The 19013-nt window shown below is 30.5% G+C and carries 28 protein-coding genes and 1 pseudogene; 24 read left to right on the top strand and 5 right to left on the bottom strand.

Annotated elements, in window-relative coordinates; genetic code table 11:
• Positions 1-166 precede the first annotated feature (166 nt).
• The 6 genes from L1S49_RS17730 to L1S49_RS17705 all read left to right on the top strand — a co-directional run bounded on the left by L1S49_RS17730 (position 167) and on the right by L1S49_RS17705 (position 4040).
• Positions 167-655: an RNA polymerase sigma factor gene (locus L1S49_RS17730; protein ID WP_238906735.1), complete on the top strand. Its 489-nt coding sequence runs from the start codon at positions 167-169 to the stop codon at positions 653-655.
• The gene (locus tag L1S49_RS17725; protein ID WP_238906734.1) at positions 652-1107 is read left to right on the top strand and encodes a zf-HC2 domain-containing protein; all 456 of its coding nucleotides are present in this window, start codon (positions 652-654) and stop codon (positions 1105-1107) included. The genes L1S49_RS17730 and L1S49_RS17725 overlap by 4 nt, the downstream gene beginning before the upstream one ends.
• A 33-nt stretch (positions 1108-1140) precedes the next feature.
• Positions 1141-1635, top strand: coding sequence for a GNAT family N-acetyltransferase (locus tag L1S49_RS17720; RefSeq protein ID WP_238906733.1), 495 nt, complete (start codon positions 1141-1143; stop codon positions 1633-1635).
• A 16-nt stretch (positions 1636-1651) separates the two neighbouring features.
• Positions 1652-2089, top strand: a complete 438-nt coding sequence (locus L1S49_RS17715) for a GNAT family N-acetyltransferase (protein ID WP_238906732.1) — start codon at positions 1652-1654, stop codon at positions 2087-2089.
• A 93-nt stretch (positions 2090-2182) separates the two neighbouring features.
• Positions 2183-2665, top strand: a complete 483-nt coding sequence (locus L1S49_RS17710) for a MarR family transcriptional regulator (protein ID WP_238906731.1) — start codon at positions 2183-2185, stop codon at positions 2663-2665.
• A 133-nt stretch (positions 2666-2798) separates the two neighbouring features.
• Positions 2799-4040 carry an MFS transporter gene (locus tag L1S49_RS17705; RefSeq protein WP_238906730.1) on the top strand — a complete coding sequence of 414 codons (1242 nt, stop codon included), beginning with the start codon at positions 2799-2801 and terminating at the stop codon, positions 4038-4040.
• A gap of 96 nt (positions 4041-4136) precedes the next feature.
• On the opposite strand, the gene L1S49_RS17700 is transcribed toward L1S49_RS17705, so the two are convergent.
• Positions 4137-4307 (bottom strand): hypothetical protein, encoded by a 171-nt coding sequence (locus tag L1S49_RS17700; protein WP_238906729.1) that lies wholly within the window; start codon positions 4305-4307, stop codon positions 4137-4139.
• Between the two features lie 74 nt (positions 4308-4381).
• Positions 4382-5122 carry an alpha/beta hydrolase gene (locus L1S49_RS17695; RefSeq protein WP_238906728.1) on the bottom strand — a complete coding sequence of 247 codons (741 nt, stop codon included), beginning with the start codon at positions 5120-5122 and terminating at the stop codon, positions 4382-4384.
• A 394-nt stretch (positions 5123-5516) separates the two neighbouring features.
• On the opposite strand from L1S49_RS17695, the gene L1S49_RS17690 reads away from it, so the two are divergent.
• From L1S49_RS17690 to L1S49_RS17645, 10 genes are all read left to right on the top strand, one after another.
• Positions 5517-5861 (top strand): helix-turn-helix domain-containing protein, encoded by a 345-nt coding sequence (locus L1S49_RS17690; protein ID WP_238906727.1) that lies wholly within the window; start codon positions 5517-5519, stop codon positions 5859-5861.
• A 1-nt stretch (position 5862) separates the two neighbouring features.
• Complete coding sequence (locus L1S49_RS17685; protein WP_238906726.1) at positions 5863-6342, top strand: AAA family ATPase; 480 nt, start codon at positions 5863-5865, stop codon at positions 6340-6342.
• Between the two features lie 69 nt (positions 6343-6411).
• On the top strand, positions 6412-8460 hold the full coding sequence (locus tag L1S49_RS17680; RefSeq protein WP_238906725.1) for an HPr family phosphocarrier protein: 2049 nt from the start codon (positions 6412-6414) through the stop codon (positions 8458-8460).
• 169 nt (positions 8461-8629) lie between these two features.
• Positions 8630-9628, top strand: coding sequence for a dihydroxyacetone kinase subunit DhaK (dhaK, locus tag L1S49_RS17675; protein ID WP_238906724.1), 999 nt, complete (start codon positions 8630-8632; stop codon positions 9626-9628).
• A gap of 28 nt (positions 9629-9656) precedes the next feature.
• Entirely contained in the window at positions 9657-10286 is a 630-nt protein-coding gene (gene dhaL, locus L1S49_RS17670; RefSeq protein WP_238906723.1) for a dihydroxyacetone kinase subunit DhaL, read from the top strand.
• 14 nt (positions 10287-10300) lie between these two features.
• Positions 10301-10690: a dihydroxyacetone kinase phosphoryl donor subunit DhaM gene (dhaM, locus tag L1S49_RS17665; RefSeq protein ID WP_238906722.1), complete on the top strand. Its 390-nt coding sequence runs from the start codon at positions 10301-10303 to the stop codon at positions 10688-10690.
• Positions 10691-10858: 168 nt separating this feature from the next.
• The gene (locus L1S49_RS17660; protein WP_238906721.1) at positions 10859-11395 is read left to right on the top strand and encodes a VanZ family protein; all 537 of its coding nucleotides are present in this window, start codon (positions 10859-10861) and stop codon (positions 11393-11395) included.
• A 98-nt stretch (positions 11396-11493) separates the two neighbouring features.
• Positions 11494-12168, top strand: coding sequence for an HD domain-containing protein (locus L1S49_RS17655; RefSeq protein ID WP_238906720.1), 675 nt, complete (start codon positions 11494-11496; stop codon positions 12166-12168).
• A 1-nt stretch (position 12169) separates the two neighbouring features.
• Entirely contained in the window at positions 12170-12622 is a 453-nt protein-coding gene (locus tag L1S49_RS17650) for a GNAT family N-acetyltransferase (RefSeq protein WP_238906719.1), read from the top strand.
• A 15-nt stretch (positions 12623-12637) separates the two neighbouring features.
• The gene (locus tag L1S49_RS17645) at positions 12638-13198 is read left to right on the top strand and encodes a histidine phosphatase family protein (RefSeq protein ID WP_238906718.1); all 561 of its coding nucleotides are present in this window, start codon (positions 12638-12640) and stop codon (positions 13196-13198) included.
• A 72-nt stretch (positions 13199-13270) separates the two neighbouring features.
• On the opposite strand, the pseudogene L1S49_RS17640 reads toward L1S49_RS17645, so the two are convergent.
• Positions 13271-13522, bottom strand: a pseudogene (locus tag L1S49_RS17640) (helix-turn-helix transcriptional regulator); the annotation flags it as partial.
• Positions 13523-13634: 112 nt separating this feature from the next.
• Positions 13635-14537 (bottom strand): helix-turn-helix transcriptional regulator, encoded by a 903-nt coding sequence (locus L1S49_RS17635; protein WP_238906717.1) that lies wholly within the window; start codon positions 14535-14537, stop codon positions 13635-13637.
• Positions 14538-14698: 161 nt separating this feature from the next.
• On the opposite strand from L1S49_RS17635, the gene L1S49_RS17630 reads away from it, so the two are divergent.
• From L1S49_RS17630 to L1S49_RS17615, 4 genes are all read left to right on the top strand, one after another.
• The gene (locus L1S49_RS17630) at positions 14699-14992 is read left to right on the top strand and encodes a hypothetical protein (RefSeq protein WP_238906716.1); all 294 of its coding nucleotides are present in this window, start codon (positions 14699-14701) and stop codon (positions 14990-14992) included.
• On the top strand, positions 14982-15419 hold the full coding sequence (locus L1S49_RS17625) for a hypothetical protein (protein ID WP_238906715.1): 438 nt from the start codon (positions 14982-14984) through the stop codon (positions 15417-15419). The genes L1S49_RS17630 and L1S49_RS17625 overlap by 11 nt, the downstream gene beginning before the upstream one ends.
• Before the next feature lie 74 nt (positions 15420-15493).
• On the top strand, positions 15494-15907 hold the full coding sequence (locus L1S49_RS17620; protein ID WP_073017095.1) for a nucleotidyltransferase domain-containing protein: 414 nt from the start codon (positions 15494-15496) through the stop codon (positions 15905-15907).
• Positions 15900-16307, top strand: coding sequence for a DUF86 domain-containing protein (locus L1S49_RS17615; protein WP_238906714.1), 408 nt, complete (start codon positions 15900-15902; stop codon positions 16305-16307). The genes L1S49_RS17620 and L1S49_RS17615 overlap by 8 nt, the downstream gene beginning before the upstream one ends.
• A gap of 85 nt (positions 16308-16392) precedes the next feature.
• On the opposite strand, the gene L1S49_RS17610 is transcribed toward L1S49_RS17615, so the two are convergent.
• Entirely contained in the window at positions 16393-16707 is a 315-nt protein-coding gene (locus tag L1S49_RS17610) for a hypothetical protein (RefSeq protein ID WP_238906713.1), read from the bottom strand.
• A gap of 185 nt (positions 16708-16892) precedes the next feature.
• On the opposite strand from L1S49_RS17610, the gene L1S49_RS17605 reads away from it, so the two are divergent.
• From L1S49_RS17605 to L1S49_RS17590, 4 genes are read left to right on the top strand one after another with little or no spacing between them, the layout of a single operon-like run.
• Positions 16893-17561, top strand: coding sequence for a Type 1 glutamine amidotransferase-like domain-containing protein (locus L1S49_RS17605; protein ID WP_238906712.1), 669 nt, complete (start codon positions 16893-16895; stop codon positions 17559-17561).
• Positions 17562-17571: 10 nt separating this feature from the next.
• Positions 17572-17823: a hypothetical protein gene (locus tag L1S49_RS17600; RefSeq protein WP_238906711.1), complete on the top strand. Its 252-nt coding sequence runs from the start codon at positions 17572-17574 to the stop codon at positions 17821-17823.
• Between the two features lie 43 nt (positions 17824-17866).
• Positions 17867-18250, top strand: a complete 384-nt coding sequence (locus tag L1S49_RS17595; RefSeq protein ID WP_238906710.1) for a cupin domain-containing protein — start codon at positions 17867-17869, stop codon at positions 18248-18250.
• Positions 18251-18267: 17 nt separating this feature from the next.
• The gene (locus tag L1S49_RS17590; RefSeq protein ID WP_238906709.1) at positions 18268-18894 is read left to right on the top strand and encodes a class I SAM-dependent methyltransferase; all 627 of its coding nucleotides are present in this window, start codon (positions 18268-18270) and stop codon (positions 18892-18894) included.
• Positions 18895-19013 lie beyond the last annotated feature (119 nt).

Here is a 19013-nt window from a genome sequence, read left to right as displayed (position 1 = left end):
GCGAGTAGCGCCGCCAGTATCATGCCCTTATAGGGCTTAATCAAGCCTCCGGCTGAGCCGGTGGTACTTGACTTGTAGGTTAAATTAATAATATAATAAAATTTTTATAAAATGAGTGTAATATTTTATGGCTTAATGTGACTTATTATATAAAAGGGGGATTTCAGTGAATAGTATAGAAAATTTGTATTTGGAATATAAACAAGATGTATTTAACTATTTATTAAGTCTCACTCACGATCCTGCACTTTCAGAGGATTTACTTTCAGAAACATTTGTTAAAGCCATATATTCAATTGGGGGATTTAAGGGGAATTCATCAATTAAAACTTGGTTATTTGGTATTGCGCGGAATTTGTGGTTGCAAAATTTAAGAAAATATAGAGTAACTGTGGAGTATAGAGATCTTTTGGAGGTATATGTTACGGATAATATTTTTGAGAATTTTTATACAAAGCAGATATATGAAAGAGTAGATGAGCTACTGAAAACTAAGGATATACAAGTGCAAAAGATTGTAAAAATGCGTGTTGAAGGTATTAGCTATTCTGAGATATCAGATAGAATAGGTATTTCAGAAAATTCAGCAAGAGTAATAGACTTTAGAACTAAAAAATGGCTTAAGGATATGTTGAAAAAGGAGGGTTTAACTTGAAGATTTCTTGTGATATTGTAGCAGATTTAGTACCACTTGTGATGGATGGAGTTGCAAGTGAGGATACTGTTGATTTAGTTACAGAACACCTAAAAAGTTGTGAAAAATGTAGAAGTGAATATGAAAACAATATTGTATTACATAAAATAGAACCTAATGATAAAAAAGTGGTATCTTCAATTAAGAAAAAGTTGTTTTTTATATCATCAGCCTTGTTATTAGTTGGAGGAGTTATTGGACTTTCATTAAAGAAAAATTCATCATCTAATCTTATTCCTATTATAATTAGCGTGATTACCATCCTTTTGGTAGGAACATTGATATTTAAATTTAATCTAAAAGGAGATGATAATATGAAGAAATTTTTTGTTGGAAGAGCTATTGGGACTGCTATAGTTTTTGGAATAATAGGAATTTATTTGTTAGTTAAATATTTAATACAGCTTTTTTAGTGTTATAATTATCTTTATCAAGGAGTGATAATAATGATTATAAGAGAAATTAAAGGTACAGATGGGGAAGCCTTTTGGGAAATGCAATCTAACCTAGATAAAGAGACTAAGTATATGCTTTTTGAGCCAGATGAAAGACCTAAAAATCTAAACTTAATTAATAATCTTATTCAAAACTCATTGGAAGGGAAGAACTTACTATTAGTTGCTGAGGATGGAGAAGAAATAGTTGGGTTTATATCTGCTCAGAGGGGGACTCTTAACAGGGTTAAACACACAGCTTATATAGTTGTTGGCATAAGGAAAACCTTCCAAGGGAAAGGTATTGGAAAAGAATTTTTCAAAAGGTTAGATCAATGGGCAAAAGATAAAGAAATAGCTAGGCTTGAGCTTACAGTAATGTGTCCTAATACTGTAGCAAAAAACTTGTATGAGAAAAATGGTTTTGTAGTTGAGGGTGTTAAAAAGAATTCGATGATTGTTGATGGAGAATACGTGGACGAGTTTTATATGGCAAAATTGTTATAAGTGAAGGGAGAGCTAAATGATTACTATAGAAAGAATTACTAGAAATGATGTTGAGGAGCTTTCAAAATTATATGAGGAACTTTTAGAGAAAAAAAGCAATCTAGAAGGTTTTTATAAGACTTTTGAGAAGATTAATTCAGATGAAAGTTATATTTTAGTTGGAGCTAAGGATGAAAATAATAAAATAGTTGGGACAGTCATGGGAATAATTTGTTATGAGTTAAATAGTGATTGCAGGCCCTTCATGGTTATAGAAAATATTGTTGTAAGTAGTAAATGCAAGGGACAAGGTGTTGGAAGAAAGTTAATGACTTTTATTGAAGATGAAGCAAGAAAAAGAAATTGCAGTTTAACCACACTTGTATCTGGAGGTAAAAGAAAAGAAGCTCATAAATTCTATGAGACAATGGGTTATGGAAAAGAACTAGTTAAAGGATTTAGAAAGTATTTGTAAGTAAAAGATTTCCTATTAAATTTTCATCTTGTTGAAATAAAAACGAAAATTTAATATAATATGTTTAATATATAGCATGTAGGAGGATATGTCATGGATAAAGAGGAACAGGTTCTAATGGGTCTAAGGAATTTAGTTAACAAGATGGCTTGGATTAACAAACCTAAGATGGAAAAACGTCTTGAGGGTTATAAATCTTCAGAAGTTCATTGTATTGAATACCTTGGGAAAAATACTGATTCTAATGTAACAAGGCTTGCAGAATCTTTCTATATGACTACAGGTGCTATAAGTAAATTAACTAAAAAACTAATAAAAAAAGGGGTTATCGAAAGTTATAAGAAACCCGATAATAAAAAAGAAATCTATTTTAGACTAACTAAAGAGGGACAAAAGATTTTTAATGTCCATGAGGAATTACATAAAGAGTTTCAAGAACGAGACAAAAGTGTATTTGATCAAATGACTAAGGAACAATACGATAGTATGATTAGCTTTATGGATAGTTATAGCAACCATTTAGATGAAGAAATGAAAAAGATAGATGAGAATAGCGAATCAGAAAAAGTTGAATAATGAAAATATGCAGCCAAACTTTATTTAGGGTAGGCTGTTTTTTTATTAAGGAAATTTTGTTGACAAGGAAGCAAAAAGTTGATAATATAAAATTGTTTCCTAGGAAGTAAAATAATTTTTAAAGGAGAACTAAATGTTTAAATTTAAATCACAAAATAAACAGTACATAGAACAAAGTGTAGATAAAAATGCTTTAATATTTGGACTTATATCTGTGTTTCTTTGCGGAATAGGCTTTGGTATCATATCACCTGTTGTTCCATTTTTGGTACAACCTTATATAGCTAATCCAGAATATCAAGCTATAGTTGTTACTCTGTTAACCTCAGTTTATGCAGCTTGTGTATTTTTTGCCGCTCCTGGTCTTGGAGCTTTGAGTGATAAATATGGGCGTCGCCCAGTACTTCTATTATGCCTTTTTGGTTCCTCAATAGGATACTTAGTTTTTGGACTTGGGGGAGCTTTATGGATATTATTTGTAGGACGAATAATAGATGGTATAACTGGAGGAACAATAAGTACTATATTTGCATACTTTGCAGATATAATTCCTCCAAAGGAGAGAACTAAATACTTTGGATGGGTGAGTGCCGTTGTAGGTGTAGGAGGTGTTATTGGACCAACTTTAGGAGGGTTACTTGCCAAGTTTGGTTACGCTGTACCAATGTATTTTGGAGCAATAATAACTTTATTGAATGTTATTTATGGATACTTTTTTATGCCTGAAAGTCTTGATAAAAATAATAGACTTAAAGATATTAGTTTTGTAAGATTAAATCCATTTACCCAGCTTACAAGTATACTTTCTATGAAAAGTTTAAAAAGACTTCTTATCTCAGCATTTTTACTTTGGATACCAAATGGATCTTTGCAGGCAGTTTTTTCACAGTTCACAATGGATACCTTCAGCTGGAAACCTGCAGTAATAGGACTTATGTTTTCAATTATGGGACTTCAAGACATAATTTCACAAGGTTTTATAATGCCAAAGCTTTTGAGGAAACTTGATGATAAACAGATAGCTATTCTTGGAATGGTTTCAGAGATTATAGGTTATGGTCTTATTGCAATGTCAGCTCTACTATCATTTTATCCACTTCTTATTGTTGGAATGTTTATATTTGCTTTTGGAGATTCAGTCTTTGGGCCATCATTTAATGGGATGTTATCTAAGTCCGTTGATTCAAGCGAGCAAGGAAGGATTCAAGGAGGTAGCCAATCTATTCAAGCTTTAGCTAGAATGATTGGGCCTATAATTGGAGGTCAACTTTACGTATCACTTGGCCATTCTGCACCTGCTTTTATGGGGATGGTTCTTATAGCCATAGCAATACCAGTTTTGTATAAGAGAACTGCTGTAAAAATTATAGAATAGATAAATTTAAACTTATAGAAAGAGGGTTTCAAAACTTTGGTACAAGTTCTGAAACCCTATTTTCGCATATACTGAATAGCTCATGTATAAAACTATTTAAAAATTCCTATTATTACCGCCTTTTTCTTCTATGTAAAGATCTAAAGCTTTAATTCCTCTGTGAGCAAGTTTTACAAATAAAACAAAGCCGTATATCCAAATTCCAAGAAAACCTAAAATTAATAAAATGTAAAAAATTCCGAATATAGCTAATCCTGCGTTAATCATGAATTGTCCCCCTTTTTTATAGTTATTATATATTATATGATGGATAGGGAAATTATTCAAATATTTTACAAAGTTTAACTTAGCTTATCTAATATTCCTTTAATATAATTTGTAGCCTTCCCTAATTCTTCATCTAAAACCATGTGTCCACTATATTTAAAATCAATAATTTCTAATTGATTTACATTTTCTTTGTATTTTAGGATATCATCATCAGTTAGATTTGATGGAATATTAGAATCTAAATCTACACCTCTAAATAACCATACAGGGAAATTCATCGCATTTAAATCATGGTAGAATTCTTTGTAGGTTGATTCATTTTCTATGCCGTTTAGTGTATGGTTACTAATAAAATTATCTAATTTAATTCCATTATAGACCATGTTACTCCAGAACTTAGCTGCACCTTTTTCTAACTTAGAATGAATAGCAGGGTAATCAATTATAATAATACCGTTAGCTAGCTTAATGTTTAATGATAAAAATCCAAGCATATAGGATACGCCTTTAGAAAATCCTAAAAATACAGGTTTATTTATAGGTTCATTTTGAAGTACACATTTTATATCAGATACATGATGGTTCCAATCAAAACCCGATTTTGGCGTACTGCTACCACCTCGACCACGATAGCTAAGAGCAATACAATGTATCCCTGTAAGTCTTGATATCAAAGGGAGTGCTCTAATAGCGGGTTCCCATATTCCCATAGATATAACCAAAGTAGGTTTATCATTGACTTGATTACTTACATAATATTCAATTTTATTTCCATCATTAAGTACAAATTTTTTTATCAAATCTTTTTTCATAATTCATCCTTTCATCGTAAAACTGCAGATTTACAGCTAATTTTATATAAACATAGATATAAAGTAATAGGAAAATTGTGTATAATAAATATACACCTTATTGCTGTAGTACTATCGACACAGGAGGTAGTACATTAGAATCATTTTATCTAATTCATTAAAGAATGATTAGACTGACGCTTAGAACCGCGTCCACCGAATAGAAGTGCACCTTGTTGCTGTAGTACCATCGACGCAGGAGATGGTACATTAGAGTCATCTAGCCTTATTGCTGTAGAAGTCTGAAGGACTTCATTAAATCTAATATTATAGGCTGATGATATTATTAACAAGTACGCACTTTTAAGTAATGTAGTTACCAAATGTATACTTAGTGACCATATAGGAGTAAAAAATGATATTTAAAGGAACCGAATACAATTGTTCTATGGAATTGACGCTTGATATTATAGGCGGAAAGTGGAAACCTATTATTATTTGGAATCTTGGTAAAGAAACCATGAGATTTAATGAGCTTAAGAGAAAGTTACCAAATATCACTCATAAGATGTTATCTCAACAGCTTAAAGCCCTAGAGGAAAATAATTTAATAGCCAGAAAAGTTTATTCAGAAGTGCCTCCTAAGGTAGAATATTCCTTAACTGATCAAGGGGAAAGTTTATTGCCTCTATTGATTACTTTATGTGAATGGGCAACAAATCATGTTGCTTCAATACAGGTTGAGGAAAGTGAAGATTGATATGAAAATATATATAATAGGCTCAGTAGCCAGTGGAAAGACAACCTTAGCAAAGAAGCTTTCAAAAAAGCTAGATATTTCATGGTACGAACTAGACAACATTGTACATATGAAAACAGCTGATGGCGAAGCTAGAAGAACACCAGAGCAAATAGATGAAGAGTTTAATAAAATTTTAGCTACTGAAAAATGGATAATTGAAGGAGTAGCTAGAAGATATTTTGATAAAGGTTTTAAGGAAGCGGACAAGATCATATTAGTTGATACACCTCCATTAAAAAGAAAATACAGGATATTAAAAAGATGGGTGCATCAAAATATGAAACTAGAAGAATGTCAGTACAAGCCAACCATCAAAATGCTCTTTTCAATGTACGGTTGGAGTAATGATTTCGAGAAATCTAAAGAAGATCTGATGGACAGACTTCATGGACATGAAGATAAGCTTATGATAGTACGTGATGGGAATGTTGATATTTGATAGAACAACTGAAATGAAACAAGTGAATATTAAGTTCAATTTACATTTTACAGAAAGGAGTTAAATACCTTGATAGTCTACAAAGAAATAGAAGTAAAACATGAAAAAGGACTTCATGCAAGAGTCTTAGCCATGGTAGTATATAAAGTTAGTGAGCTGCAAAAGAAATACAAGGTAGAGATTTTCATAAAGTATAAAGAAAAAAAGAAGGTATCAGCAGCAAGCCTTATGCCACTTGTTTTACTTAAGGTAAAGCAAAATGAAAAGATAATTGTAGAGGCCCAAGGGGAAGCCCCGCAAGAGGCCCTAGATAAAATATGTAGTTTTTTAGAAAGTGATTTTGATTTAGAGGACAAGAGTACAATAAATCAGGTTGATACTATTATAAATAACAACACAATGACCTTAGAGCAAGTGTTTAGCAACATTCCTAATGGAATTATTGCAACAGATGAGAACGATATAATAACTATATTTAATGAAGAAGCAGAGAGAATACTTGGGTTATCTTCAGGAGAAGTAATTGGAAAAGATGTAGATAAGGTTATATATCAAAGCAAGCTTAAGGAGATAAACAAATCTGGAAAATCAGAGCTTATGATAAGGGAAGTTATAAATGACAGGATACTTCTCATAAATAGAACGCCAATAATGATAGATAAGATATCAAAAGGTGCATTAGCTGTCTTTAGTGATATATCAAATTTAGAAAAAGTAAAAAATGAATTAAAAACAGTTAAGGAACTTAAGGAAAGATTGCAGCTTATATTAGAAACTGTACAAGATGGTATATGTGTTATGAGTTCAGATGGGGTCATCACCTATGTGAATAGGGCCTATCTAAGAATTTTAAGCGAAAAAGAAGAAAACATACTTAATAAAAACATCAGAGATATCTCTCCAGATGGAGTAAGAAGAAGGGTTTTAGAGACAGGAAAAAGTGTTGTAGGTGCATTAAGTTATAAGGAAAATGATGTTACTATTGTATGCAATGTTAATCCAATAATAGTTGATGGCGAGATAACAGGTGTTGTTTCTGTAATCAAAAACATCACAGAAGTTAAGCAGTTATCAGAGAAGTTAAAGAAGGCATCTGCAAAGGCTGAGTATTTAGAGGAAGAGTTGTTTAGAACTAAGAAACCAGATTTAGCCTTTTCAAAGTATATAGGTTACAGTGGAAAGGTACTAGATGCATTAGCTACAGCTTCAAAGGCTGCAAAAACTAATACCACAGTTTTAATAAGAGGTGAAAGTGGAACTGGTAAGGAACTTATTGCAGAAGGAATTCACTATGGAAGTAAAAATGCTAAAGGGCCATTTGTGAGGGTCAACTGTGCAGCAATTCCTCAGAATCTTTTAGAAAGTGAACTTTTTGGACATGAAAAAGGTTCTTTCACTGGTGCCATCAAAAGAAAGCTTGGAAAGTTTGAGTTAGCCCAAAGTGGAACCATATTTTTAGATGAAATTGGAGAAATGGATAAGAGCATGCAGGCAAAGATTCTAAGAGTAATTCAAGAAAAAGAGTTCCAAAGAGTTGGTGGAGAAGAAACCATCAAGGTTAATGTAAGAATAATAGGTGCAACCCATAGAAACTTAGAAGAGATGGTAAGGACAATGGAATTTAGAGAAGACCTATACTATAGACTTAATGTTATACCTATCTTTTTACCTCCGCTTAGAGAAAGAAGACAAGACATAGCACCACTACTTGAGCATTTTATTAATAAGATAAGTAAGAACATAGGCAAAAATATAAGTTTAGTCAAAAATGACGCTATGGAGGCCCTTCTTAATTATTCTTGGCCAGGAAATGTACGAGAGTTAGAAAACCTAGTTGAAAGATTAGTTGCTTTAAATGAAAATCAGGTGATAGACCTTGATGATTTACCTTCTTATATGAGACAAGAGAGGCCCATGAAACAAGAAAAGGCCCATGTAACATCAATAATTGAAGATGATATACTTCCTTTAAAAGAATATGAAAAAATTATAATTGAAAAAGCTCTAAAAAGGTATGGAAGTTACAATGCAGCGGGAAAAGTATTAGGATTAACTCACAAAACAGTGGCGGCTAAAGCAAGACAGTATGGAATAGAAAAAAAGATAAGTTGGGAATAAGTATCAGGGTAAAAAGGAGCAACTTGATATTTATTCCCAACCATAACTTAAACATATCTGTAAACATTTACTGAATAATAAGGATTTGTAGTTTTGGTTAATATTGGCTTGAGTTTTGCTATATATTATTTGGGCAATTAATTTATATATTTAAGGGAGGAAGAGGTTTATGAAAAAGATAATAAATAATCCAGAATTAGTAGTTGAGGATATGCTAGCAGGAATGGTAGCTGCTCATCCGGATTATGTGAGAAAGTTAGAGAATGCAACAGTATTAGTTAGAGCAAATTCACCAGTTCAAGGAAAAGTAGCTTTAGTTAGTGGTGGAGGAAGTGGACATGAACCATCTCATGGTGGATATGTTGGAAAAGGAATGCTTGATGGAGCAGTTGCAGGAGCAGTATTTACATCGCCAACTCCAGACCAAGTATATGAAGCTATAAAAGCTGTTGATTCAGGGAATGGTGTGCTTTTAGTTATCAAAAACTATACTGGAGATGTAATGAATTTTGAAATGGCAAAAGATATGGCTGAGATGGAAGGAATACAAGTAAGCACTGTAGTTGTAAATGATGATGTTGCAGTAGAAAATAGTACTTACACAGCAGGAAGAAGAGGAATTGCAGGCACAGTATTTATACACAAATTAGCAGGAGCAAAGGCTGAAACTGGAGCAAGTTTAGATGAAGTTACAAGAGTTGCTGAAAAGGTAATTGATAATGTAAGAAGTATGGGTATGTCTATATCCTCTTGTATAGTTCCAGCAGCAGGAAAACCAAACTTTACTTTAGCTGAAAATGAAATGGAAATAGGTATGGGTATTCACGGTGAACCAGGTACTCATAGAGAAGAAATAAAAACATCAGATGAAATCACAGAACATCTAGTTAATAAGATTTTAGATGACATGCACCTAGAAGAAGGTACAGAAGTTGCAGTAATGGTAAATGGACTATGCTCAACTCCTCTTATGGAACTTTATATAGTAAATAAAAAGGTTAATGAAATGCTAACTGAAAAAGGAATCAAGATTCATAAAACATTTGTAGGTGAATTTATGACTTCTCTTGAAATGGCAGGTTTCTCTGTAACCTTATTAAAACTTGATGATGAGTTAAAAGAATTATTAGATGCACCTGCTGATACTCCAGCTTTAAGGGTACTTTAATTACAATACAATCTATGGGGGAGATAACATGAGTATAAACGGCAAAAAAGTTATAGAAATATTAACACAAATAGCAGTAAAAATAGATGAAAATAAAGGGTATCTTTCAGAACTAGATGCAACCATAGGGGATGGAGATCATGGTATAAACATGAGCAAGGGCTTCAAGGCTGTAACAGAAAAATTAAAGGAGGATGATGGCGTAGATATAGCAGGAATCCTTAAGAAAACAGGTATGGCTTTAGTATCCACTGTTGGAGGTGCATCAGGCCCTTTATATGGAACAGCCTTTATGAAATCATCCATGAGTATAAATGGAAAAACAGAAATAGATATCAAAGATTTTTCAAATATGCTAAAGGATGCTCTTGACGGAATTAAGATGAGAGGTAAGGCTACGGCAGGGGAAAAGACAATGATGGATGCTCTAGAACCAGCGCTAGAAGCTATAAATAAAGGAATAGAGCAAGGATTAGGATCTAAAGAAATATTAAAACTTGCTAAAGAAGCTGCCTATAATGGAGTAGAATATACTAAAACTATAATAGCTACAAAAGGAAGAGCAAGCTATTTAGGAGAAAGAAGTATAGGACATCAAGATGCAGGAGCAACTTCATCTGCAATAATACTAGAAACAATATATGAAGCTATTGAATAATAAGGAGAGTAGTCATGGTAGGAATAGTAATAACTTCACACAGTAAAAACATAGCAGAAGGCGTAAAAGAACTAGCTCAGCAAATGGCACCAGAAGTTCCTATATCTGCATCTGGAGGAACTTCTGATGGAAGAATAGGCACAGATGTTATGAAAATAATGAATGCAATAGAAAGTGTTTACTCAGAAGATGGAGTAGTTCTCATATTTGATTTGGGAAGTGCCTTTATGAATGCAGAAATGGCAATCGAGATGATGGATGAAGAAAAAGCAAAGAAAATAAAAATAGTAGATTGCCCAATAGTTGAAGGAGCTGTAACTTCAGCTGTAGAAAGTAGTATAGGAAAGTCAATAGAAGAAATAGAAGAGGCATTAAAACCTATGAACCTAGGGAAAATGCCATAAAATAAACCGCAAATAGTTTAATACTGTTTGCGGTTTTATCTATTGAAGTTATTGCTTGTCAACTTTTATTAATAATTTCTTTATGTTTCTTAAGATTTATTTAGAAGCCTCTTAAGAATTTCCTGATAAGATTATCTACAGACAGTTAAATATTTAGGAGGAAAAATAATGGAAATTAGTAATAGAAAAGCTGGTATAAAGTTAACTAAGATATTGTTTATAATTTATTTAATTGCATTATTTTGGATTATAGTATTTAAATTTAATATACAATTACCTTCTTTGAGAAATATGAGAAGTATAAATTTAATTCCCTTCAGTGAACCTTTAATCTTAAATGGTAGACTTGCCTTTGGTGAAATGATTATGAATGTAGTAATTTTTATGCCACTTGGTGTATATGCAGGAATCCTATTTAAAAGATGGACTATTTGGAAAAGAATTATCTTATTTTTCTTAATTAGCTTAGTATGTGAAATATCCCAATATATTTTGAATATAGGGGCTTCTGACATTACTGATATAATTAATAATACTCTAGGCGGAATACTTGGATTAATCATATATATAATCATTGAAAAACTATTTAAAAATGGTGTTAAAGTTGAAAAATTTATAAATATAATTGCATCAATAGGAACTATTTTAATGATTTTATTTTTATCATTGTTAAAGATAAACAACATATGGCTATTTAGGCATTAGTGCAATACATACTTTTAGTGAACTATTTGTTTTATATATTTGGAATTTATGTTATTTTTAGGTATAATTATATAAGAAAATGAATTAGGAGAATAAATATGAATACAGAACAAAGACATAAAAAGATTATAGAAATAGTTAAAGATAAATTAACCTGTTCAGCGCATAACTTAGATCACGTATTTAGGGTTTATAACCTTTGTTTACTTATAGCTAAACATGAGGAAAATGTTGATTTAGAAGTACTGATTCCAGCTGCATTGTTACATGATATTGCTAGAGTTGAGGAAAGTAATGATAAAACAGGAACAGTAGATCATGCAGTTTTAGGTAGTGAACAAGCAGAGGAAATATTAAAACAATTAAGCTATGATGAAGAAAGAATTCAAAAGATAAAACATTGTATTAAGACTCATAGATTTAGAACAGGTAATGTACCTGAAACTATAGAGGCAAAGATATTATTTGATTCAGATAAATTAGATGCAATAGGAGCTACTGGAATTGCTAGAAGCTTTATGTTATCGGGACAGTTTGGACAAAGGTTAGCATTTGATAGTTCACTTGATAATTATTTAAAAGAAAATACAGCTGAAAATGGAAGAGTGAAGGACATGTCTAAGCATTCTCCACTAATTGAATATGAAGTAAAGCTTAAAAAGATTCCAAACAAACTATATACAGATAAAGCTATAGAAATAGGAAAAGAAAGAATTAAAATTATGGAAGCTTATTTTGATAATCTGAAATTAGAGTTAAAGGGACTTAAGTAGTATGATAGAATTTAAACTTAAATTTAAGGAAATAACTTTAGATGATATTGATGATTTAGCTAAAATGTATGTAGAAACATTTAATTCACCTCCTTGGAATGATAATTGGACATTAGAAACCTCGGCTAAAAGACTTAAACAGTTTATTAACTGTGAAGATTCTTATGGAATTACAGCATATCAAGAAGATAAACTATGTGGAATGATATTAGGAAGTCAGGAGCAATTTTATGATGGCATAATGTTTAATATTAAAGAGTTTTGTGTTAAAAATGATATACGTAATAATGGAATTGGAACCTTAATATTAAAAGAGTTTGAAAAATTATTAAAAATAAAAGGAGTTAAGGAGATTGTTCTTTTTACTTCGAGAGAAGATGGTACAGAAGGATTTTATAGTAAAAGAGGATTGAAGTCCTATAATAGTATGATTATGATGGGCAAAGAGTTATAGATTATAGGAGGAAATATGAATAAGGTTTATTTTGTGAGACATGCTAAACCAGATTTTTCAGTGAAAGATGATCTAATAAGACCACTTACGGAAGAGGGTATTAAAGATTCTAAAAAAGTAACTGAGTTTTTGATGGATAAGAATATAACAAAAATATATTCAAGTCCTTATAAAAGAGCAATTGATACAATAAAGGACTTTTCAGGAAAATTTAGTTTAGATATTAATATTATTGATGATTTTAGAGAACGAAAAATAGATAGTGTGTGGATTGAAGACTTTGTAAGTTTTTCTAAAAATCAATGGAAAGACTTTGATTATAAACTTGATAATGGCGAAAGTTTAGGAGAAACGCAAATAAGAAATATAAAAGCACTTATAAACATACTAAAAGAAAATCAAGAAGGAAATATTGTAGTAGGGTCCCACGGAACTGCATTAAGTACTGTAATAAACTACTTTAAAAAAGATTTTGGATACTACGAGTTTGAAAGAATAAGAGATATAATGCCTCTTATAGTTTGTTTCACCTTTGAGGGACAAGAGGTTGTTAGTATAGAAGAAATTATTTTATAAAAGAAGTCTTGAAAAATATGAGAGTTGAGAAATTAAAGTAAAAGTTTCTCAACTCTCAATAGCCAATTCACTAGTCCAATCAATTTCATCAACAATCATTTCAATACTAGTTAAATCTCCGCTTATAGGACTTGAACTTATGAGATAGTCGTAATTTACATTGTAAAGTTGACTTAATAGTTTAGCTTTAATAAGTTCAGGAACTGTTTAATCAGTTTCCCACTTGCTTACTGTTTGTCTAGATATGCCTAATTTTTCTCCCACTTCTTCTTGGGATAAACCAGCTTTTTTACGTAAAGATAATAGCTTTTCACCTAAGGACATGATTTCACCAACCTTTTATTTATTTCAAGTTAACTTATAAATACAGTATACTAGAGAAAAATAGACATTTCTATCAAGGAAAGCTGGAAGTTTGTCAACTGAACTTAACATTTTAAAGATATTTTACTGATAGATTATTTAATTCTGAGATTAGTTTTTCATTTTTTAACTTTGAGGCTATTGGTAAAAAGGTATCCAAAGTTTCCTTTGCTTTTTCTAGCCAGCGGGGTTTATCAATAAACTCAATAGTTCTCATATTATGAAGCCTGTCTGCAAGTTTGACCATTATCACATCTTCATCTTCAATACTATTGTTGAAGTTTGCAATCTTTTGAGCAATATCCGAAATCCTTTCAGAAAACTCTAGTTTTATTTGTTCAAAAGAAAAGGAAGTAATATCGTGGAGTAGCCCAGAGATAATAGCATCCTCACTTCCATTCATTTCTGATAATAAGATTGCGACATTCAAAGGGTGAGTCACATAATCATCACCAGAATATCTTTTTTCATCTTTATGAGCAATACAAGCAAAATCATAGGCTTTCTTTAAGAGTTTTAAATTATATTTTACCTTATTGTTATTCAAACTCTTTATTAATAAATCATAGAGTTCTTCCTTAGTAGAATGAAGTTCAGTGGTCTGCATAAATAATTGATTCATACAATAATTGCCTCCTTTTGAATAATTAATTTGAAAACTAAAAGCTCTTAAAAGAGAAGGTGAGAAGCCAAATCTTTTTTTGAATGCTTTAGCGAATCCATTGTGAGAATTATAGCCATAGTCTAATGAAACTTGAAGTATTTTGCAGCCATTTATTATTTCTTCTGAGGCTTTGATAAGCCTACGTTCAGTTACATATTCCATAACAGATAAACCTACATGGGCTTTAAAAAGTCTTGAGAAGTAATATAAAGAATATCCAGCATTTTTTGCTATATTCTCAGAAGATAGGGATTCAGTTAGATTTTCTTCAATGTATTTTAGACTACTAATTATATGATTGCTAGGTTTCATAGAAGCACCTCCTCAATTTCATGTGATAATTATACTATATATTCTTTACTTGGAAATTTCTGTTCCAATATTGCCTAAATTTAAAAAGTTAATAATACTGCGAAAATATGGGAAATGTTGTATAATAATATAAATTAGTTAAGTTTCAGGAGGCGATTTTAATGAGATTACTTGGTAGTTTGTTTTTTATATGTGGCGGGGTAGTACTTCTTATAATTAGTTTTAATACCTACAAAAACAGAAGAGAACATAATAAAAGCACAATTGAGTTAGATAAGAGAGAGAAATTTAGATTATTATTGTCTGTAGTTGAGGGGATGATAGTTATAATGATAGGATTAATTTCATTAGTAGTTAATATTAATTTTCAGTTAATTCTTCTAGTTTTTTGTGTAACTGGGCTTGTTGATACTATAATAAGTCGTAAGTTGGAAAAGAAGATAAGTGAAGAATAGATATAAACCAGCTTATATTTTGGTAATTATAATTATCTCAATTTCATGTATTTATAACTTCTATCAACATAGAAGAATAGAGAACTACAAAAAAGAATTGACTAATATAGTAAGAAAAAATATACAGAAGTTTGCTGGTATTTCAAATAATATAGGTGATGAGGACATCTATGCAGAAAAGTATGCAAGTATAGCTACAGCACAGGAAGCTTATATTGCTTTAAATAATAAGGGAATTCCTTCAGAAGAATGGGGTAATAGTCTTTCGTATTTATTTATTAATATAAAAAGAACTATGATTAATGATAAAGATAAGTTTAAAGAAGTATTTAAAGGAGCAGAGGCATCTAGATTAATGTTTAAAATATCAGATGACTTTGAAGACAAAGAATCTATTAGTAAGCTTCAAGAGTTATTAAATGAATAGATTATATTATATGTAAATGTTAAATTTATGTAGTATAATATAATTGAATAATAATATCATAAGGAGGTAGAGTTATGGTCAAAGAAAGTATTGAAAATCAATTAGAAAAAGCTGTTAAAATATTGAAGTTAGAAATAAACCCCTTTATTATCTACCTTCTAGGTTCAGCAAGCAGAAATGAATTAAGAGAAGATAGTGACATAGATATAGCATTTCTAAGTGAGAAATCCATTAGTGCTTATGAAGTGTTCATGTTAGCACAACGGTTATATGATGTTTTTAAGAGAGATGTAGATTTGATTGATTTAAAGGAATCATCCACAGTATTTAAGGCACAGGTTGTAGGAACTGGGAAAGTAATATTTTGTAGCGACGATTTAAAAAGACAGTATTTTGAGATGAGAGCTTTTAAAGAATATGCATTACTTAATGAAGAGAGAGCAGAGATACTTAAGAATATAAAAGAAAGAGGTAATGTTTATGGCTAAAGATGTACTTTTCAATAAAATACAAACGATAGAGAGATGTATTAGTAGAATAAGCGAAGTGTACGACGATAATCCGGATAATTTGAAGGATTATACTAAACAAGACTCTATTATACTAAATATTCAGAGAGCCTGTGAAGCAGCAATAGATTTAGCTATGCATATAGTATCTGAAAAAAAATTAGGAATACCTCAAAATAGTAGGGATGCATTTGAGGTTTTATATGCTAATAATCTAATTAATGAGAGTTTGATGTCAGATTTAAAGGCTATGGTTGGTTTTAGAAATATAGCTGTACATGATTATCAAAGTATAAATTTGAATATTGTAGAAATGATAATAAAAAATCACTTAGATGACTTTAAAAAGTTTACCTATGAAGTTAATAAATTAGTTTAATAATTTCTAAGATTCGAACACTATTACTTAAGTAACGGTGTTTTTTATTTCATCTATCTTAAAAGACACACAATCTAGGTGCCCTTTAAGATAGATATACTTCACCATTACCAACGATTACAAGCCTATATTCAGGGGTTAAAGGAGCTAAATTATATTTATCTGATCTTGGAGGTAGCTGAAAAGCCTGAATTCCAACTTGATTTTCATTAAAAACTATAACGTAGATATTTTCATTTGATATATTTTGGATAAAATACTTATTCTCAGGAGCTGGATTAAAGTCAGATAATTTATAAACCCCTTCCTTAAATGTATTAGGAGAGGCGTTAGATATAATAAAGTTTAAATTCATAAATATAAATAAAGTTATTAAAAATGAATAGATAAATTTTTTCATATGAGTGCACTCCTTTCAAGCTTAGTGTGATTAAATGAATAGTTAAATATACCTTTTAAAGCATTAAATAATTTAAAGGGAAGTTTTATGGATAATTACTGTTTTATTGCTTAAAATTAACAGGTAAATTGTGTATAATGTTTATAGGATAAAAAAAATATGCAAAAATAAGGAGATGATATATAGTGATAAATATATTATTAAGTGGCTATAATTTTGGGGAAGAATGGGCAAAAGACTCGATCAAAAAGTACATAGGCTCAGAAGATAAAATTGTAGTTATTCCTTTTGCATTTAGTGAAGCGTGGATAAATAATTCTAATGAATGGGACAAGGCTTATAGTAGAGAGTATGGTAAGTATTATAGAGAACTAATTAAACCATTTGGAGAGCTTGGAGTAAGTGAAGATAATATTACATGGATTAATTTTTTTAAAGATAAAAACGAGGATATGAAAAAAGCTATAGAGGAGAGTGATGTTGTATTTTTTACAGGAGGACTGCCTGATAGAGCTGTTGAGCGTGTATTAGATAAGGGACTACTTAATTATATTTCTAAAGCTAAAATAGTAATGGGTGCAAGTGCAGGCGCTTTAATGCAGCTAAAGGATTATCATATATCACCTGATGAAGATTATTCAGAATTTAGTTATCAATCTGGATTAGGTTTAATAAAGAGGAATTTTTATATTGAGGTGCATTATGAAGATACAGAAGTTCAATATAGTTGCATCAAGAAGGTTTTAAAAGAAAAGACTGACACAGTTTATGCTATTAAAGAACAAGGTGGAATTATTTTAGATGATGACAAGCTTATATTACTGGGAGATGTAACTACCTATCAAAACAATTAGGAGGTTAATTATGATTAAAGCAAAAAAAGTTATTATCACTTTTATTATTTCATTTATAGTTTCTTATTTGATAGTAGGATATGCTGCAAATAGTATGTTTGTAGGTATAAAGTGGGTAGAAAATATCACTATTTGGGGGAAGCTTAAAGAATATTATGTGAGAACTGCTTCTTTTAATATATTACCTACATTAATATTGTCTATAATAGCTACTTGTATTATTAATTATCCCTACAATAAAATTAACGAGAATATAATTTAAAACTGGATTTTGAATAACCTTTGAGGAAGAAAAGGAGTTAACTATGGAGTTAGATATTTTTACAAAGTTAGATGGGATTTCAGTAACTAAAGAAAATAAAACTAATGTAGACTATTTTATTTTTGATGAATTTGAGGTTCACTTGAATAAAATTCCTCCAAATACAAAACAAGAATGGCATAAACATAAGACCATAGAGGAAGTATTAGTTGTAACTAAGGGTGAACTTATAGTTAGATGGAAAGAAAATGAGTCAATAGAGACGACAACTGTATTTAAAGATAATATAGTAAGGGTAAAAAAATCTATTCATACTATTGAAAATCATACTGATGAATGGGCTGAGTTTACTGTATTTAGAATGGTACTATCAGGTGAAGACAAGAGAGAGATAATAAAGAGAGATAAAGTAATCATAGATATTTAGATTAAGGAGAAAGATAGTTGAAAAATCCTTGGGAAAAAATAGATTTAGAAGTTTATGAAAAGCATATGTCTCATGACAATGTGTATCAACTGCAAAAATTAAATGAAATTATGAAAGAGCAGTTTCAAGATAATAAACATGAAAATGTTGGAGTTCTTGGAGTAGCAGGGGGAAATGGACTTAATAATATAGATATTTCCAATGTCAGAAAAGTTTTCGCCATAGATGTTAATAGAGAATATCTTAATGTTTGCAGAGAAAGATATGATTATATGGGAGAGATACTGGAAACTATTTGTAGAGACATAAATGACAAAGGATTTAGCTTTCCAAAAACAGATTTGATTGTGTGTAATCTTATTATTGAATATATTGGGGAAGAACAGTTTGTAGCTACAGTTTACAGAAATAAGGAAAATATAAAATTGATATCTTGTGTCATACAAGATAATGAGAAAAATTCTTTTGTAAGCGACTCAGAATATTCTTCACATTTTACACCTATAACATCAATAAATCATGACATAAATGATAATAAACTTAAAAATTTGTTTTCTAAGATAGGTTTTAATTGTATTAAGACTAAAACCTACAATCTTCCTAATAATAAAAGTTTCATTAGATTGGATTTTAAGAAAGTATAGTGTTATACATTATTTTAGATATTAAACACCTCCCCTGTATAGATGTATTTAATAATACACAGTATACATGAGAGGTGTTTTTTATGAAAATTAATAATAAGAGGTAAGGTATTAAAAGG

This window comes from Clostridium sp. YIM B02506 (genome assembly GCF_022324845.1).
Lineage (GTDB): Bacteria > Bacillota > Clostridia > Clostridiales > Clostridiaceae > Clostridium_T > Clostridium_T intestinale.
This window is presented reverse-complemented; position numbering and strand designations above follow the sequence as displayed.

Coding starts and splice junctions, on each gene's coding strand:
- L1S49_RS17695 (WP_238906728.1), bottom strand. CDS start 5,122: ATGAAAAAAGATTTGATAAAAAAATTTGTACTTAATGATGGAAATAAA.
- L1S49_RS17610 (WP_238906713.1), bottom strand. CDS start 16,707: ATGAAAAAATTTATCTATTCATTTTTAATAACTTTATTTATATTTATG.
- L1S49_RS17615 (WP_238906714.1), top strand. CDS start 15,900: ATGGCTAAAGATGTACTTTTCAATAAAATACAAACGATAGAGAGATGT.
- L1S49_RS17595 (WP_238906710.1), top strand. CDS start 17,867: ATGGAGTTAGATATTTTTACAAAGTTAGATGGGATTTCAGTAACTAAA.
- dhaM (WP_238906722.1), top strand. CDS start 10,301: ATGGTAGGAATAGTAATAACTTCACACAGTAAAAACATAGCAGAAGGC.
- dhaK (WP_238906724.1), top strand. CDS start 8,630: ATGAAAAAGATAATAAATAATCCAGAATTAGTAGTTGAGGATATGCTA.
- L1S49_RS17720 (WP_238906733.1), top strand. CDS start 1,141: ATGATTATAAGAGAAATTAAAGGTACAGATGGGGAAGCCTTTTGGGAA.
- L1S49_RS17705 (WP_238906730.1), top strand. CDS start 2,799: ATGTTTAAATTTAAATCACAAAATAAACAGTACATAGAACAAAGTGTA.
- L1S49_RS17655 (WP_238906720.1), top strand. CDS start 11,494: ATGAATACAGAACAAAGACATAAAAAGATTATAGAAATAGTTAAAGAT.
- L1S49_RS17630 (WP_238906716.1), top strand. CDS start 14,699: ATGAGATTACTTGGTAGTTTGTTTTTTATATGTGGCGGGGTAGTACTT.
- L1S49_RS17645 (WP_238906718.1), top strand. CDS start 12,638: ATGAATAAGGTTTATTTTGTGAGACATGCTAAACCAGATTTTTCAGTG.
- L1S49_RS17710 (WP_238906731.1), top strand. CDS start 2,183: ATGGATAAAGAGGAACAGGTTCTAATGGGTCTAAGGAATTTAGTTAAC.
- L1S49_RS17620 (WP_073017095.1), top strand. CDS start 15,494: ATGGTCAAAGAAAGTATTGAAAATCAATTAGAAAAAGCTGTTAAAATA.
- L1S49_RS17690 (WP_238906727.1), top strand. CDS start 5,517: ATGATATTTAAAGGAACCGAATACAATTGTTCTATGGAATTGACGCTT.
- dhaL (WP_238906723.1), top strand. CDS start 9,657: ATGAGTATAAACGGCAAAAAAGTTATAGAAATATTAACACAAATAGCA.
- L1S49_RS17600 (WP_238906711.1), top strand. CDS start 17,572: ATGATTAAAGCAAAAAAAGTTATTATCACTTTTATTATTTCATTTATA.
- L1S49_RS17685 (WP_238906726.1), top strand. CDS start 5,863: ATGAAAATATATATAATAGGCTCAGTAGCCAGTGGAAAGACAACCTTA.
- L1S49_RS17650 (WP_238906719.1), top strand. CDS start 12,170: ATGATAGAATTTAAACTTAAATTTAAGGAAATAACTTTAGATGATATT.
- L1S49_RS17635 (WP_238906717.1), bottom strand. CDS start 14,537: ATGAAACCTAGCAATCATATAATTAGTAGTCTAAAATACATTGAAGAA.
- L1S49_RS17715 (WP_238906732.1), top strand. CDS start 1,652: ATGATTACTATAGAAAGAATTACTAGAAATGATGTTGAGGAGCTTTCA.
- L1S49_RS17700 (WP_238906729.1), bottom strand. CDS start 4,307: ATGATTAACGCAGGATTAGCTATATTCGGAATTTTTTACATTTTATTA.
- L1S49_RS17660 (WP_238906721.1), top strand. CDS start 10,859: ATGGAAATTAGTAATAGAAAAGCTGGTATAAAGTTAACTAAGATATTG.